This is a genomic window from Oceanotoga teriensis, from assembly GCF_003148465.1.
Classification (GTDB): Bacteria; Thermotogota; Thermotogae; order Petrotogales; family Petrotogaceae; genus Oceanotoga; species Oceanotoga teriensis.
Window position 1 is genome coordinate 16938 of sequence record NZ_QGGI01000016.1, and the last position, 15696, is coordinate 32633.

Here is a 15696-nt window from a genome sequence, read left to right on the forward strand (position 1 = left end):
ATAATATATTATTCAATTGTCAAAATTTATTTTATATTATTTTATCTCTTTTACAAATTTTAATATTAATCAATTATTAGAGAATATATTAAAATAATTCTAACTAAAAAAGAAAATTGTTCTTTTTGTTAGAATTTGATTGAATAATTTTTTATACTATAATAGAATTAAATATCTTATTTATTGGAGGCATTTTATGAATAATATTTTTTGTATTGGTGAATTATTAATTGATATGGTTTGTACAGATAAAAAAGGTTTAAAATATGGAAAAAAATTTGAAAAGAAGGCTGGTGGTGCGCCTGCAAATGTTGCTGTTGCCGTTTCTAAACTTGGTGGAAGTTCTTATTTTTTAGGACAAGTTGGTAAAGATTTTTTTGGTGATTTTTTAATTGAAAGTTTAGAATCTTATGGTGTAAATATTGATATGATGATTCAAAAAGATAAGACAACTATAGCTTTAGTTGGTATTGATGAATTTGGTGAAAGAAATTTTGATTTTTTGAGAGGTGGCGATGGTAATTATTCATATGATTTAATAAATTTTGATCGTATTAATAATAATGATATTATACATTTTGGTTCAGCTACTGGATTTTTAGGAGGAGAACTTGAAAAAACTTATTTTAAATTATTAAATTTTACAAATAAAAATAATATATTCGTTTCTTTTGATCCTAATTATCGTGATACTTTAATAGAGGATAAGTTTTTGAATGATTTTATTGATAAATGTATTGAGTTTATTAAATTGAGTGATTTTGTTAAATTAAGTGATAATGAATTATTTTTAATTACTAAAAAAAATACTTTAGAAGAAGGAATAGAGTTTTTACATGATTTAGGTGTTAAAGTTATAACTATAACTCTTGGTGATAAAGGTACTTTATTAAGTATTAATAAAACCAAAAAAATAATTCCTTCTATTTCTATACATCAAGTAGATTCAACTGGAGCCGGAGATGCCTTTGTTGGCGCTGTATTGTTTAAATTGAGTAGTTTTGATAATAAAAAAAATATTTCTTTTGAAGAATGGGAAGATATTATTTTATTTGCTAATAAAGTTGGAGCAATTACTTGTTCTAATTATGGAGCTATTGAATCTATTCCAACTTTGAATGAGGTAGATAATTTATAATTTTAAGGGATGTGTAAAATGGAAAATAATTTTAATATTTTTTATATCGCATTATTAGTAGGTACTATAGGAGATTTATTAATTCCATTCATTATTGCACCTTTTTACAAGGGATATAATCATTTAAAAATGGTTATGAGTTTATTGGGTAATTCTAATTTTAATTATCATTATATTTATAATATTTGGTTGATAATCGCAGGGTGTTTTATATTTATTGGTGGATTTAAACTTTATTTCGATGTTTTACATATTTCAAATGTATTATCTTTAATATTATTTATTTTTATTTCAATTTTTGCAGTTGGTGCTTGTATTTTATCTGGAATTTTTTCAGTTGAAGAATCAAAAGATCTTTCTTCTTTATCTTCAAAAATTCATGGGTTTGGTTCTGTATTTGGTTTTTTGAGTTTATTGTTTACTCCACTTATTTTAGGTTTGTTATCTTTTAAAGATAGTAATCTTATTAATGGTTTTATTTTTATATTTTGTTTTATTTTAGCTTTTATATTTTTTGTTTTGTTTATTATGTCTGATAAACCAAAATTTAAATCTTCTATAATTTCTTATGAGGGTTTATGGCAGAGATTGAGTCTATTATTTATGTATTTTCCAATTATAATATTTTCTTTTGAAAAAATTTTTGATTGAGTTGTATTAAAAAAAGAGCAAATATATTTTTGTATAATTTGCTCTTTTTTATTGTTTTTATTCATTTATAATTTGTACACTAGAACTACATCCGATTCTTGAAACACCTAAATCTAAATATTTTAAAACATCTTTTTTGGTTTTGATTCCACCTGCAGCTTTTATCTTTATATAGTCTTTAGCATGTTTTCTCATGAGTTTTACATCTTTAAATGTTGCACCAGATATTCCAAATCCAGTAGATGTTTTTATAAAATCAGGTTTTATATTATTAGCTATTTCACATAATAAAATTTTTTCATCATCTGTCAAATAGCAATTTTCAAATATAACTTTAGAAGTTATGTTTTCTTTCCTACAGATTTCTACAATTTCTGACATTTCTTTTTCTATATATTTATAATTTTTATTTTTTAATTGGGCAATATTTATTACATAATCTACTTCTCCTGCACCTTTTTCTATGGCATCTTTTGTTTCAAAAACTTTTGTTTCAAGAGTACTTTGTCCAAGTGGGAAACTAACTGCAGCATCTATTAATATTTCAGTTCCTTGGAGCTCTTTTTTACAATATTCTATATAGGCATTGTTTATAGCAACTGTTTTAAAATTAAATTTAACAGCTTCAGAACATAATTTTTTTAATTCTTCATTTTTTGCGAATGGTTTTAAACATGTGTGATCAAATATTTTTGAATTAAATTCCATAAAAATCCCTTCTTTTAAATTATTTTATTAAGATTGTTCATACTTTTTATTGTTTTTTCAAAATTCACTTCAGACTCAAGGCTTAAAGAGTAATCATAATTATATTCTTTCAATTTATTAATTATATTATTATAATCGATATCTCCTTCAAGAAATATTTCGTGTTCAAATTCATTTTGATTTTTTTTATAATCTTTTAAATGTATATGATATATATTCTTTATATTATTTTCTATTTCATTAAAAAGATTATTTTTTATATATTTTTTTGGAATTCTATCATAATTTGCTCTAAAGCTGTTTCCTGGATCCCATAAAAGTTTTATATTGTCGACATTTAAATCATTTAAGAGTTTCCCTGTCATATAAGAATTTGGTAAGTATGAATGAGGACAGTTTTCTAAAATAAAAGTAATGTTTTCATGTTTATATTTTTCAGATAATTGTTTAAAATATTTCTTTATATTTGAAAAATCTTCATCATCTCCAATTATTTCCTTATCATTTGGAGCTCTAAATGGGAAGATTCTTATTTTATCTGTATTTAAGATGTTAGCAATTTTAATTACATATTCCATTTTTTGAAAGTGTTCTTTTATATTTCCTTTAAAAGTTAAAAATTTATTTCCAAAATCAGAAATGTTATAGTTTTCATACAATGGACACATTAAAAATAATGTAGTTGAAAGGCATATTAGATTTAAATCATAAAATCCCAAGAGTTTTTTTATATTATAAGCTTCTTCAATAGTAATATTTTCAATAGTTTTATTCCATAAAGAGTGTATTTCAACATTTTTATAATTATATTTCTTTATGATTTTTAAAGCTTTTTCAAAATCCATATCAACTTGATCCGTAATAATAGATTTTTTCATTTTATTCTCCTTTTAATTTTATAAAATATTCATATCTGTTTGAAATATAATATCCTTTTGTATACTCTATAATTTTATTTTCTTCATCGAATGATTTTCTTTTTAAAAGTAATACTGGTTCTCCTTTTTTTATTTCAAGTTTATTACTAATTTTTTCATCCGCACTACATGCAGAAATTCTTTGTTCTGCATATTTTATATTTATTTTTTTTACTCTTTTTAAGTATTCATATAGTGAATCTGAATATTCATTTATGTCTAAATCTATCTTCATGTTCATATTCATATAAGTTTCAAAATAGACTATTGGTTCATTGTCTGCACATCTAACTCTACTTATTTTATAGACTTGTTCACCTGTTTTTACATTTAAAGCTTTACAAACATCATCAAATGCTTTAGTTATTAGAATATCTATTGACTTAGTAGATGGTGAAAATCCTCTTTCTTTCATTTCATCTGTAAAACTTTTAATTTTTGATAAGGGTTCTTCTATCTTTTTCGGTAAAACAATTGTTCCTTTTCCTCTTTTTCTTTTAAGATAACCTTCATTGACAAGTTCAGAAATAGCATCTCTGACTGTTATTCTACTGATTTCAAATCTTTTTTGAAGTTCTATTTCTGTTGGTATTAATTCTCCAGGAGTATAATCATTTTCTATCATTTCTTTTAAAATCATTTTTAATTGAATATAAAATGGTATTTCTGTATTTTTCTTATCAATATTATAGGCCATCTAATCACCTCTTTATAAATGCTTTTATAGTAGCAAGTTTTTTACCTTTAGTTTTATCTGTTGGTTCTATTATATAATTTTTTACAGATGCAGGTATTATAAAAGTTTCTGCATAATGAACAATAAATGGTTCAAAAGAATTATCTATTGATTTAACAACTGCTTCTTCACCTTCAATTAAGTTTAACACATTTACACTATCAAAGGTTTCATGCAAGACAGGTCCAGTAAACCAATGTCTTCTTGTTTCAAGAAATTCTCTTTCATGCAATCCTGTTTTTTCTTCTACATAATTTTCTTCATTTTTTATATTTTCTATTTTATTTATTAGATTTTTTTCTACCCATTTCGTGTTTCTATCCCATTGTATTACATTTTTACCATGTTCTATATGAATAGGTCTTGGTTTTCCATCAAGATCTACTCTACCCCAATCCCAAAGTTTAAATGTAAAAATATAAGGTGTGGCACTTATTTCAAGAACCATAGTATCTTTACCGGAACAGTGAATAGTTCCAGCAGGAATTAAGAAATGATCATGTTTTTTAACCGGAAATCTATTTATATACTTTTCATCAGGAAATGATTTTTGACCTTTTTCAGCAGTTTTTAAATCATTTATAAATTCTTCTTTATTTACATTTTCTTTGAGACCTAAATAAACTTCACTTCCTTCTTTAGCATCTAAAATATAATAGCTTTCATCTTGTGTAAATTTCATTCCAAAGTTATCTTGAATATATTCTGTTAATGGATGAACTTGTAAAGAAAGATTTTGACCTCCCATCGTATCCAAAAAATCGAATCTTATTGGAAATTCATGCCCAAATCTTGCATGAACTCTATTTCCTAACAAATTTACAGGTTTATAATATATAATATCAACAGAAGGAATTTCGATAAAATCATTTTCATATAATAAATAAACACTGTTTTCTTCAGGTACTCCATCAAAAGCCCAAGCATAATTATCTTTATTTTTATCTAAACCGCAAACATTTTTCATCCATTGTCCACCCCAAACACCTGGATCAAAATATGGCACAAGTCTAAATGGTTTTTTTGATGCTTGTTCTAATCCTTTTCTAAAATCATTTCCTGATAAAAGTTTTGGGTTTTCTTTAATATTGGTATCCAATAAAAAATCTATATCATTTAAAATATTTTTTTTATGACGATCTGATATTCTCCATTCAAAGAAAAATCCTCTTTTATACTTACTTTTAAATTCATCATTAGAATTTTCAATATTCCAATTACTCATTCCATTTTTATATCTATTCTGAATTTCCCATCTTGCTATATCGGCATAAATATAAATGTCTCCTTTAGTTACTAATCCAGCTCCAACTCCATATAATAATATTATTCCTTCATTTATATTATTGATTTCATTTTTCATATTTTTTATTAATTCAGGTTTAAAATAATGATCGAGTTTTTTATGATTTATAACTCCAAATACTCTATCATCTGTTAAATAGTCTGAAATTTTTTCTGTTAGTTCTTTTCCACTTAATGCACATTTATTGGAATTAAAAAAATAGTCAATATTTAATTCTTTAAATCCATTTATTATTTCATTTTCATCTACTCCTGGATACATATCTATAACTATTATTGTTTTTTGTTTTTTTAATTTTTTCTTTAAGAAATTACATATGCTACCATACCCTTTTATAATTTGGTTTTCAAAATTTTCTATTTTTATTTTAGGGTATTTGTCATAATTATTGTACATAAATATATCCCTCCTAATTTTTGTTATGACTTTTTAACCTATATATTCAATATGTAAGTATCATGTTATTATTTTTATTATATACTATAAAAAAAAATTTATCAAGTTTGATAGAAAAAGAATTTTGATTATATCTTTTATTATTTTATGTCAGTACTATGTAAATATAAAAAATTAAGTTTTTTGATATAATGATAAAATATATGGTTATAATCGCCTCAGATTTTATTTTTTTATTATTTTTGAGGCTTTACTATGTAATTACATTATGATATAAATATAATAAATAAAGGAGGTTTCAAGAGATGATAGGTATTGTAGTTTCAAGTCATGGCAACCTTGCAGAAGGTGTTTTAGATTCTTTAGGAATGATCATGGGAGTTCCTGAAAATGTTAAAGCTGTATGTTTAAAGAATAATTTAGGAATTGAAGAGTTCAACAAACAACTTTCTAAAACTTTGAATGAAGTTAAAAGTAGTGATGGTGTACTTATACTTACAGATCTTCAAAGTGGAACACCATATAATAGTAGTGTTTATTTTTCAACTTCTAAATTATTTGATTTTGAAATAGAAATAATTGCTGGTTTAAATCTCGGAATGCTCTTAGAAGTATGTGCCCAAAGAGACTTTTCCAATTTAAAATCTTTAAAAACAATTGCTTTAAATGCAGGAAGACAGTCTATTAATTCTTTCGAAAAGATTTTAGATATTGATGAACAAGAAGAAGAACTTTAAGGAGGGATATTATGGCAATCACACTAGTTAGAGTAGATGACAGAATAATTCATGGACAAGTTTTAACTCAATGGACAAGAATATATAAATGCGATGGAATAATAGTTGTTAATGATAATCTTTCAGAAAATAAATCTTTAGGAAATGTTTATAAGAATGCCGCTCCTGAAAATATAAAGGTACATATTTTTTCAGTTGAAAAGACTATAAGAAAATTACCTGAAGCTATTAAAAGCCAAAAAAATTATTTTTTGATTTCTAAAACTCCTTTAGAATTGAAAACACTTTTGGAAAATAATATAAGTTTTGGTAATTATATAGTTTATGGTCCTTCAAGTTATAGAGATAATACTACAACAATAGGTGCTAATCAGTCATTAACAAAAGATGAAATGGATGCTTGTGAATTTTTCTTTAAAAATAATATAGATATAGATTTTAAATTAATACCAAATAAAAAGGGATTTAAATGGTCTGAAATTAGAGAAAAATATTATTAAGTGAAAGGGGGAGTATTATGCTTTTTCAAGCTATATTACTCGGGCTTTTTTGTTATGTTGCAAGTTTAGGTGTTCCTTGGTTTTTTGGTACTACAGGAGGTTTTTATTATTTAAGTCGTCCACTTATATCTGGAATGTTTGTTGGAATTATTCTTGGAGATATTCAGACAGGTATAATAATAGGTGCTGCAGTACAAGCTTTATATCTGTCTTTGATAGTTCCAGGAGGAGTAGCGGCAGCAGATATAACTTTTGTTGCATATCCTGCAATAGCTCTTGCAATGCTTTCTGGTGCTGATGTTCAAGTTGCAATAGCTCTTGCTGCTACAATAGGTCTTTTAGGTGTTATACTTTTTAATTTAATAGAAACTATAAATACGTTTTGGAATCATCTTGCAGATAAATATGTAGAAAAAGGTGACTTAAAAGGGTTTTGGAGAGCTAATGCTATATATCCTCAAATAACAACTTTTATTTTGAGATTTGTTCCTACATTTCTCGCCGTTTATTTTGGTGCTCAATATGCAGAAAATTTTTTGAATTCTATTCCAGATGTGTTAATGCAAATAATGACTGTACTCGGTGGAGTTTTACCGGCAGTTGGTATAGGGTTACTTTTAAGTCAAATAATGAAAGAAAAATTTTTATTAGTTTATTTTTTAGTTGGTTTTATTGGAATAGTTTTTTTGAATTTAAATATGATAGCTCTTACAATTGTTGGAGCAACAATAGCGGTTATGCATTATAAGTATTCTCCAAGAGCTGTTAAAAGTAATGCAGGGCCTTCTAATCAAAATATTGATGATGACGATGAGGAGGAGTTATAATGAATAATAAAAATTTTAAAAAGAAATTATCTAAAAAAGATTTATTTAAAAGTTGGTGGTCATGGATTCATTTTAATCTTGCAGCAATAAGTTTTGAAAGACTTGAAGGAACTTCTTTTGGTCAATCTATGCTCCTCATAATAAATAAATTATATGATACTAAAGAAGAAAAAGCTAAAGCTTTAAAACGTCATACAGGTTTTTATAACACTGAACCTCAAATTGGAGCAATAGTGAATGGAATAACTGTTGGTCTTGAAGAAGCTAAAGCCAATGATCAACCTGTAGAAGATGAATTGATTGAAGGGGTTAAAGTCGGTTTAATGGGACCTATTGCAGGTGTAGGCGATGTAATAATACAAGGTATACTTGTACCATTATTATTGAGTATTGGTATGGGTTTAGCTGCTGATGGAAGTATTCTTGGCCCTTTATTTTATACAGTAACTTGGTTGCCTTTAAGTCTTTTTGTATCCTACTTTCTGTTTAAAAAAGGATATACTCTTGGATTAGATGCTGTAAATATAATTGTCGGTGAAGAAGCAAAAAGATTAACAGAAGCTTTTAAAATACTTGGAATAGTTGTAATGGGTGGAATATCTGCTAGTTTTGTTAAATTAAATATAAGTGCTGTTTTTGATAATGGAAAAGCTGTTATTAATTTTCAAGAATTGATAGATGGAATATTTCCAAAGTTATTACCTCTTTTAATAGTATTATTATCTTGGAAATTACTTCAAAAAAAGAGCATAACTCCTTTAAAACTTATGGGAATATATTTATTATTATCTATAGTTGGAGTTTTTCTTGGTATATTTTAAATCCAAAACACCTTCTAAAAGAAGGTGTTTATCTTTAATAATGGGAGATGATTTGATGTATCCTTTAAAGTTTGAATTTATACCTATTAAAAAAATATGGGCTGGAAAAAAATTAAATAATATAAAAAATGTAGATAAAGGAATTGGAATAACTTGGGATTTCAGTGCTCATAAAACAGCTGATTGTAAGATAAAAAATGGTAAATTTAAAGGTGAAACTTTAACAGAGTTAATAAAAAATAATTCTGATGATATTCTTGGAAAAAATATTAATCAAAAAGATCTTGTAAGAGTTGCTTATTTGGATGCTGATGAACATCTTTCAATACAAGTTCATCCAGATAATAATTATGCTTTAAAAATCGAGAATGATAATGGAAAAACAGAAACTTGGTATATAGTTGATGCCGATGAAGGTGCCTATTTGTATGCAGGAACATCATTAAAGAAAAAAAGTGAAGTTATTAAGGCTATTGAAGATAATAATTTAGAAAATTTTTTGAATAGAATTTATGTAAAAAAAGGTGATGTTGTATCTATTCCGGCCGGAACAATACATGCTCTTGGAAAAGGAATATTGGCAATAGAAGTTGGACAGAATAGTAATATAACCTATAGATTATATGATTTTGGTAGAGGTAGAGATTTGGATATAAAAAAGTCTTTAGATGTTATAGATATAAAATCTCAAGGAGTTATAGTAAAAAACATAGATATAGAAAGAGAAAATTATGTGATTAGAAAAACGTGTAAAGAGGTTTATACTATGAATATTATAGATGTACAAAAATACTATAATGGGAATGAAGAAAATAAGTTTAAGGTTTATACTTGTGTAAATGGTGAGTTTAATTTGAAATATAAAAAAGAATGTGAAACTATTAAAAATGGTGAAAGTATATTTATAGCTGCCAATTTCAAGAATTATTTATTTGAAGGTTTAGGTACATTAATAGAAAGTTATGTAACTACCAACTATTAAAAAAGAATAATATGTTATAATAAATATAGAATTTAGTCTTAATAATAAGGAGAATGTAAAAAAATGTTTAAACCACAAGAACTTAACAAAAAATCTCCAGTTCCATTATATTATCAGCTTCAGCAAATAATAGTTACAGCTATAAAAAATAAATACTTTTTAGAAGGCGATATATTACCAACTGAAATAGAGTTGAGTGAAATGTTTAAGATAAGTAGACCTACTGTAAGACAAGCTCTCAAAAATCTTGTTGAAAAAGGATATTTATACAGAATAAAAGGAAAAGGAACTTTTGTTACAAAGCCTAAAGTAACACAAGAATATACAAGATTTATAGAAAGTTATAATAGTTCCATGTTAAAAAATGGGTTGATTCCTAAAACAATAGTTTTAGATAAGAAAGTTTTAAAAGCTGATAATATCATATCTAAGAAATTGCAAATAAAAGAGGGCGAAGAAGTAATAAAATTAAAAAGAGTTAGATATGCCAATCATTTAAAAGAAGAAGAAGTAATTTTTGATACTAATAAACCCATACTTGTCACAACTGTGTATACACCAAAAAAAATATTTCCCGAACTATTAAATTATGATTTTGAAGTTTTTTCTTTTTATGAAGTTTTAGAAAAAAATAATTTAAAAGTTAAAAAAGTTATAAGAGAGCTTGAAGCAAAAAATATAGATAAAGAAAACGCTGAAATACTTGAAATAAATGAAAATGATGCGGTAACTGTTATATCTTCTATAGGATATTTAGAAGATGGACAGCCTATAGAATTTTCTACAAGTATTTATCCTGGAGAAAGAAATAAATTTATAATAGAAATTTCAAAATAAAAAATATCACCTTTAATTTTAAAATTAAAGGTGATATTTTTTTATTTTTAATATTCAAATCCTTCTATAAATTTTTGTAGATTTTTTAATGTTTTTCTTAAATCATTACTTTTTTTAGATATTTCATTTAGATCTTCATTTTGATTTTGAATTGTATTTTTTATTTCATAGATTTCTTCACTTATTTCTTCTGTCGAATTGCTTTGCTGTTGAGCAGATTCTGATGTATCATCTACTGTTCATTCATCGAGTATATGTGATTCGTTATGTTCTCAAATTGTTTAGATATTTCAAATATTCCTTTATTTACACTATTTATTGAATTCACTACTTCAAATGTTTCTGTATCCACTAATTTAGCATCATTTTTTATTTCATTTAAAATTTTAGCTATCTCTTCTGTAGCATTTTGTGAATCTTCTGCAAGCTTTCTAATTTCATCTGCGACTACTGAAAATCCTTTTCCAGCTGAATCTATATTTTTTATTAAATGTCTTAATGAATCTGTTGTTTTATTTATAGCTTTTGCAAGTTTTCCTATTTCATTTTTTGAATTTATATCTATTTCTTCATTTTTCAATATTCCTTTCCCAAGTTTTTCTATTCCATCTAATACTTTATCTAATGGATTTGTTATTTTATTTTTTATGAAAAAATATCCTATTATTGCACCAAATATTGTAAAACCTATACCTATTATGAACATGGTTATAAATTTAGCTCTATCTTTTTCATATATTTCGCTTTTATTAACTGTTGTGAATACAAACCAATCAGTACCATAAATTTTTGAATAAAAAGCAACTTTTTTTATTTTTTCAAATTCATATTCTATGTAACCCGAATCACCCTCGATCGGATCTGATTCAGCTAAATTTGCCATATTAATTCCAATGTTTTCAGTTTTAGGATGCAAAACAGCATTTCCATCTTTATCTAATATAAATGAATATGAAGTTTCAAAATCAGATTTTTTAAGATCTTCAGTCAATGATTTTAGACTGAAATCTATTCCTAAAATTCCTACAGTTTCTTCATTTTGAATCGATTTAGACATAGAAATTATGAGATCATTAGTCACTGCATCTATATAAGGGGGTGTATATATTATATTTTTATTATCTTCTAAAGCTTTTTTATACCAATCTCTCGTAGTTACATCAAACCCTTCAGGAAGTTCTGCATCCGGTTTTATTAATATTTCTCCATCTGAAAGACCTAAGTATATTGATATGACTTGAGGATATGTTTTTAATACATTATCAAAAGTTTTATACATCCAAATTCTTTCATCAAATTCGTTTTTATATGCACCTTTTACATTGGGGTCTATGGCCATAAAGTTTACAAGGGATGTTAAAGGTTCAAAATAATTAGTTATTATTTGTGATTTTCCTTGAATATCTGCGAGTATTCTAACATTTGCACTACTTGTGGCATTTTGATAAGAACTTATTGTTATGTATAATGTAAAGATTCCCATAGGGATAGCTATAAGAAAAATTAATAGTAAAATAACTTGTTTTTTTAGTGACATTTCTATCTCCCCCTTTTATTTATTTTATATTATAATAATATTTTTTTACATTTAAGTTAAACAAGGGGGGTTTTTTTGATTTAATTATTATTAATTCTGATTGTTATCATATTTCTGTTGTTTTTGAACTTTTTAAATATTTTATCTGGATTTTTTAATTTATCATCCCATATTATAGTGTATTTAAAACTATGAAATCCACCAAGACTTGCTTTAAAATTTGTTTCCCATATGTTGTTCATTATCCAAGAAAAAAATATATCTTGATTTTTTTCTATTGATGGTTTTTCATATAATTTTATGTTTTTATATTTTGGTTTAGATAATTGTATCAAAGGAACATCTGGAGTTAAGATTAAGACAGAGTTTTTTGAACCTATTTTTAATATTCCATCTTTTACATAATAATATTCCATACATGTTCCAGGCAATTGATCTATCGCTGGTCTTAAATTTACCATTCCTTTGTTTATCCAAAGTTCTGAATTTTCTCCCGTATTAATTGGTAATGCCATTAATACGCTTTCTGGTTCCCATACACTTTGTTTATTCATTTTTAAAATTATATCTATTTTTTTTAAATTTTTATATACTATCATATTTATTTCATAGTATGAAAAGCCTTTTAAATCATATTTAATACTTATTTCAGTAAATATATTTCCATCTTTTAATATATCTATACTTTTTATCATGCCTCTATTTATTTGGGTGTTTATATATCTTCTATTTCTTCCAAAAGTTCTTCTATGAGTCGATGGAATTAAATTTTTTTCATTTGGAGTTATTTCATATATTGGTTCTAATATTTCATAGTTTTTTGTTTTATCCACTAAATCTGTATTTGTTTGTTTATCTATCATATTCTTTATTCCATGTTTTCCCCATATTATTTTTATATATTTTGTTTCTATATACTCGGGAGTTATTTGAAATGTATTATATTCTTGCTTATTTAAATCTATATCATAAATTCCATCTGCCAATTTTATCGATTTATAATAATCGCTATTTTGTTTTTTATCTAATTTTATATTAAGAGTTTTTTCTTCTAAAGGTTTTAATTTTAATGGTACATGAAGAATTATTCCACGTGGAAAGTTTTCTGATTGATAATCGTATTCTTCATTGGTTTTTTCTTCTATTATTTTATATCCTTTTTCTAAAAACCTTAATTCCCAATAATTTATTTCAAGTTTTGCTATTTCATATATTTCTTGATTTGATGTATTTATTACTTTATAAATTAATGGTTGAGCTGTTTTTAAAAGTTGTTGTCCTTTTTGGATTAAAATTTTATCTAAAGATTTTTGTACTTGTATATGTGCATCTAATGCATATTTGTTTTTTCTCGCTTCCGAAAATAAGACCATTTCATCAGAAGGATTGTCTATACTGGCAGAATATCCGCAAGTATGTTCAGAATAAAGTAATAAATTTTCTTCTATTTCTTCTCTTGTTTTTTCATTTATAATATTTTCTTTATCTATTTCTTTTAAAAGTTCATAATCAGCTTGAGCATTTCTATACATCTTTGTATAGTCTGGTAAAGAACCAAATCCATCTGTCCACCAATCAGGCCAATCTCCAGAATATGTGGGAATATCTTTCGATTCTTTTTTTAAATTTTTAAAAAATCCTTTTAATGTAGACATCTCAAGTTTAATACTTTTTCCATATTTTTCATTCCATTTTTTTATATATTCTATAAAATATGGATTAGGTGGTGCATTATCTGTTTCAAGTCCAGATGTCATAAGCGGTATATAAGAATATTCATAATTTTGTTTTTCAAGATTATTTATATATTGTTCTAATTTTTCATAATCATTTTCTATTTGTTGATCAATTTTGCTGCATAATTCCCAATTTTTTTCTTTTATCCACATAATTTCAGGTGCATTTATTCCAACAGAAGCTGTTGTCATATAATGATCACCATTCCAAACAAGTATTTTATTTCCTAATGGCGTTTTCCAATAAAATGGTGTTTGTATTTTTCTTAAAGGGTACATTCCATGATGTGTGTGTATACATGAAAATAAATATTTTATTCCTTCATCATAAAAAGCTTGTGAATAACTCCAACCATATCCATTTATATCCGCTGTCATTGCTGTTTCAATATCTTGGTCACATTTTTTTGCAAAATTTTTTGCTTTTTTTATTTTATTTTTTAATGAAGGTATATCAGTTAATTCAGACATATTTAAATAGTTTGCAGTTAATTCTATATTCCCTCTTTTTATAGCTTTTATAAGTCTTTCTTTCCATATTTCATTTGTAGATTTTATAAAATTTTCAACTTCCCAAAAATTTTCACATACCCAAATAAAATTGTCATTTTCTTCTAATTTTTCACTTATTTCTATAGCTTGTTTTAAAAATTCTGTGTGAAAATCCATTATTTTTTCTTGTCTATGAGTATATCCTATGTCAGTATGTGTAGTGTGAATCAATTTGATTGTATAATTTCTTTTCATTTTTTTCCTCCTTTTATTAATACGTATTAATTATTAAATCAGTCTTCCTACTCTCTTGAAGAAGACTCTCTTATGGTTAACTTAGGTTCACATTGGAATTTTTTTATATGTTTTTCTTTTTTTATTTTTTTAAAAAGTATTTCAGCAGACTTTTCTCCCATTTCTATTAAGGGTATATCCGCTGTACTTAAAGGAATTTGAGTGTATGGAGCATAACTATTGTGATCACATGATATTATTCCAAAGTCTTTTGGTATTTTTTTATTCAATTTTACAGCACTTTTCATCGCATTATATGCGAGATATGTATGTGATGCTATTACAGAATCTATATTTTTATTTTGCTTTAGATATTTTTCTATTTCTATATTTGCATTTTTATAATCTTTTATATATATTATGTTTTCTTTTAATTTGAAATTTGAAATAACTTCTTTGTACCCCTTTATTCTATCCATTTCACCATAGTTTAAATTTTCAGGGGATATATATAGTATATTTTTATATTTTTTTTCTATTAAATGTTTTGTAGATTCGAATGCTCCTTTGTATAAATTATATGTAATAGTTGTTATTTGTGGTATATCATAACCAGCAATTATTGTCACAAATGGTATTTTTAAAGCATTTAATTCGTTTGATATTTGTTTTATATTTTCATCTATTGTTGCTACATATATTAATCCATCTATTCTTTTTTGTTGATAATATTCTATATAGTCAGGAGTTTGTTGTTTATATTCCCAATTACATATGGTTATACTATTTTGATTTTTTATGCATATTTTTCTAATTCCTTCCAGAATATTGGGTATCAAAAATGAATCTATATATTTTGAAATAACAATCCCAATTGAATTTGCAAGGTTCATTTTCATATTTCTTGCAAGTATATTAGGCTTATAATTTAATTTTTCTACTGCATTCATAACTTTTTCAATGGTTTCTTTTTTAAAGTTTGCTCCTTTTTTATTATTCAGTATCATAGATACAGTCGACTGAGATACACCTGCTTCTTTTGCAACATCTTTACTATTTATTCTCTTCATTTTATATTCCCCCCATTAATTAATACGTATTAATTATATCATAAAATAAAAAAAAGCTGTGGAATATTTTT

Annotated in this window: 15 protein-coding genes; 8 read left to right on the forward strand and 7 right to left on the reverse strand. The window is 25.1% G+C overall.

Annotation, left to right across the window (positions count from 1 at the left end; translation table 11 throughout):
* The first annotated feature begins 196 nt into the window (after positions 1–196).
* Together C7380_RS10305 and C7380_RS10310 are read left to right on the forward strand one after the other, a co-directional pair.
* A complete protein-coding gene (locus C7380_RS10305) occupies positions 197–1138 on the forward strand; it encodes a carbohydrate kinase family protein (RefSeq protein WP_109605606.1) in 942 nt (313 codons plus the stop codon).
* A gap of 18 nt (positions 1139–1156) precedes the next feature.
* A complete protein-coding gene (locus tag C7380_RS10310) occupies positions 1157–1789 on the forward strand; it encodes a DUF998 domain-containing protein (protein ID WP_109605608.1) in 633 nt (210 codons plus the stop codon).
* 57 nt (positions 1790–1846) lie between these two features.
* On the opposite strand, the gene deoC is transcribed toward C7380_RS10310, so the two are convergent.
* Genes deoC through C7380_RS10330 form a run of 4 tightly spaced genes read right to left on the reverse strand, consistent with a single transcriptional unit; the run spans position 1847 to position 5852 of the window.
* Positions 1847–2497 carry a deoxyribose-phosphate aldolase gene (gene deoC, locus C7380_RS10315; protein WP_109605610.1) on the reverse strand — a complete coding sequence of 217 codons (651 nt, stop codon included), beginning with the start codon at positions 2495–2497 and terminating at the stop codon, positions 1847–1849.
* Between the two features lie 14 nt (positions 2498–2511).
* Positions 2512–3375, reverse strand: coding sequence for a sugar phosphate isomerase/epimerase family protein (locus C7380_RS10320; protein ID WP_109605612.1), 864 nt, complete (start codon positions 3373–3375; stop codon positions 2512–2514).
* Between the two features lies 1 nt (position 3376).
* The gene (locus C7380_RS10325) at positions 3377–4111 is read right to left on the reverse strand and encodes a GntR family transcriptional regulator (RefSeq protein ID WP_109605614.1); all 735 of its coding nucleotides are present in this window, start codon (positions 4109–4111) and stop codon (positions 3377–3379) included.
* 4 nt (positions 4112–4115) lie between these two features.
* Positions 4116–5852: a class I mannose-6-phosphate isomerase gene (locus tag C7380_RS10330; RefSeq protein ID WP_109605616.1), complete on the reverse strand. Its 1737-nt coding sequence runs from the start codon at positions 5850–5852 to the stop codon at positions 4116–4118.
* A 305-nt stretch (positions 5853–6157) separates the two neighbouring features.
* Here C7380_RS10330 and C7380_RS10335 point away from each other — a divergent pair, with 305 nt between their 5' ends.
* The 6 genes from C7380_RS10335 to C7380_RS10360 all read left to right on the forward strand — a co-directional run bounded on the left by C7380_RS10335 (position 6158) and on the right by C7380_RS10360 (position 10556).
* Positions 6158–6589 (forward strand): PTS sugar transporter subunit IIA, encoded by a 432-nt coding sequence (locus tag C7380_RS10335; protein ID WP_109605618.1) that lies wholly within the window; start codon positions 6158–6160, stop codon positions 6587–6589.
* 11 nt (positions 6590–6600) lie between these two features.
* On the forward strand, positions 6601–7089 hold the full coding sequence (locus C7380_RS10340; RefSeq protein ID WP_109605620.1) for a PTS sugar transporter subunit IIB: 489 nt from the start codon (positions 6601–6603) through the stop codon (positions 7087–7089).
* A 17-nt stretch (positions 7090–7106) separates the two neighbouring features.
* Positions 7107–7916 carry a PTS mannose/fructose/sorbose/N-acetylgalactosamine transporter subunit IIC gene (locus C7380_RS10345; protein ID WP_170110827.1) on the forward strand — a complete coding sequence of 270 codons (810 nt, stop codon included), beginning with the start codon at positions 7107–7109 and terminating at the stop codon, positions 7914–7916.
* On the forward strand, positions 7916–8737 hold the full coding sequence (locus C7380_RS10350) for a PTS system mannose/fructose/sorbose family transporter subunit IID (RefSeq protein WP_109605624.1): 822 nt from the start codon (positions 7916–7918) through the stop codon (positions 8735–8737). Before C7380_RS10345 ends, C7380_RS10350 begins: the two co-directional genes overlap by 1 nt.
* A 55-nt stretch (positions 8738–8792) precedes the next feature.
* Positions 8793–9719, forward strand: a complete 927-nt coding sequence (locus C7380_RS10355) for a type I phosphomannose isomerase catalytic subunit (RefSeq protein ID WP_206050583.1) — start codon at positions 8793–8795, stop codon at positions 9717–9719.
* Between the two features lie 63 nt (positions 9720–9782).
* Positions 9783–10556 (forward strand): GntR family transcriptional regulator, encoded by a 774-nt coding sequence (locus C7380_RS10360; RefSeq protein WP_109605627.1) that lies wholly within the window; start codon positions 9783–9785, stop codon positions 10554–10556.
* A gap of 232 nt (positions 10557–10788) precedes the next feature.
* On the opposite strand, the gene C7380_RS10365 is transcribed toward C7380_RS10360, so the two are convergent.
* From C7380_RS10365 to C7380_RS10375, 3 genes are all read right to left on the reverse strand, one after another.
* Complete coding sequence (locus C7380_RS10365) at positions 10789–12093, reverse strand: cache domain-containing protein (protein ID WP_109605629.1); 1305 nt, start codon at positions 12091–12093, stop codon at positions 10789–10791.
* A gap of 80 nt (positions 12094–12173) precedes the next feature.
* Complete coding sequence (locus tag C7380_RS10370) at positions 12174–14576, reverse strand: glycoside hydrolase family 38 N-terminal domain-containing protein (protein WP_109605630.1); 2403 nt, start codon at positions 14574–14576, stop codon at positions 12174–12176.
* A gap of 47 nt (positions 14577–14623) precedes the next feature.
* Positions 14624–15625, reverse strand: coding sequence for a LacI family DNA-binding transcriptional regulator (locus C7380_RS10375; protein ID WP_109605632.1), 1002 nt, complete (start codon positions 15623–15625; stop codon positions 14624–14626).
* Between the last annotated feature and the right edge of the window lie 71 nt (positions 15626–15696).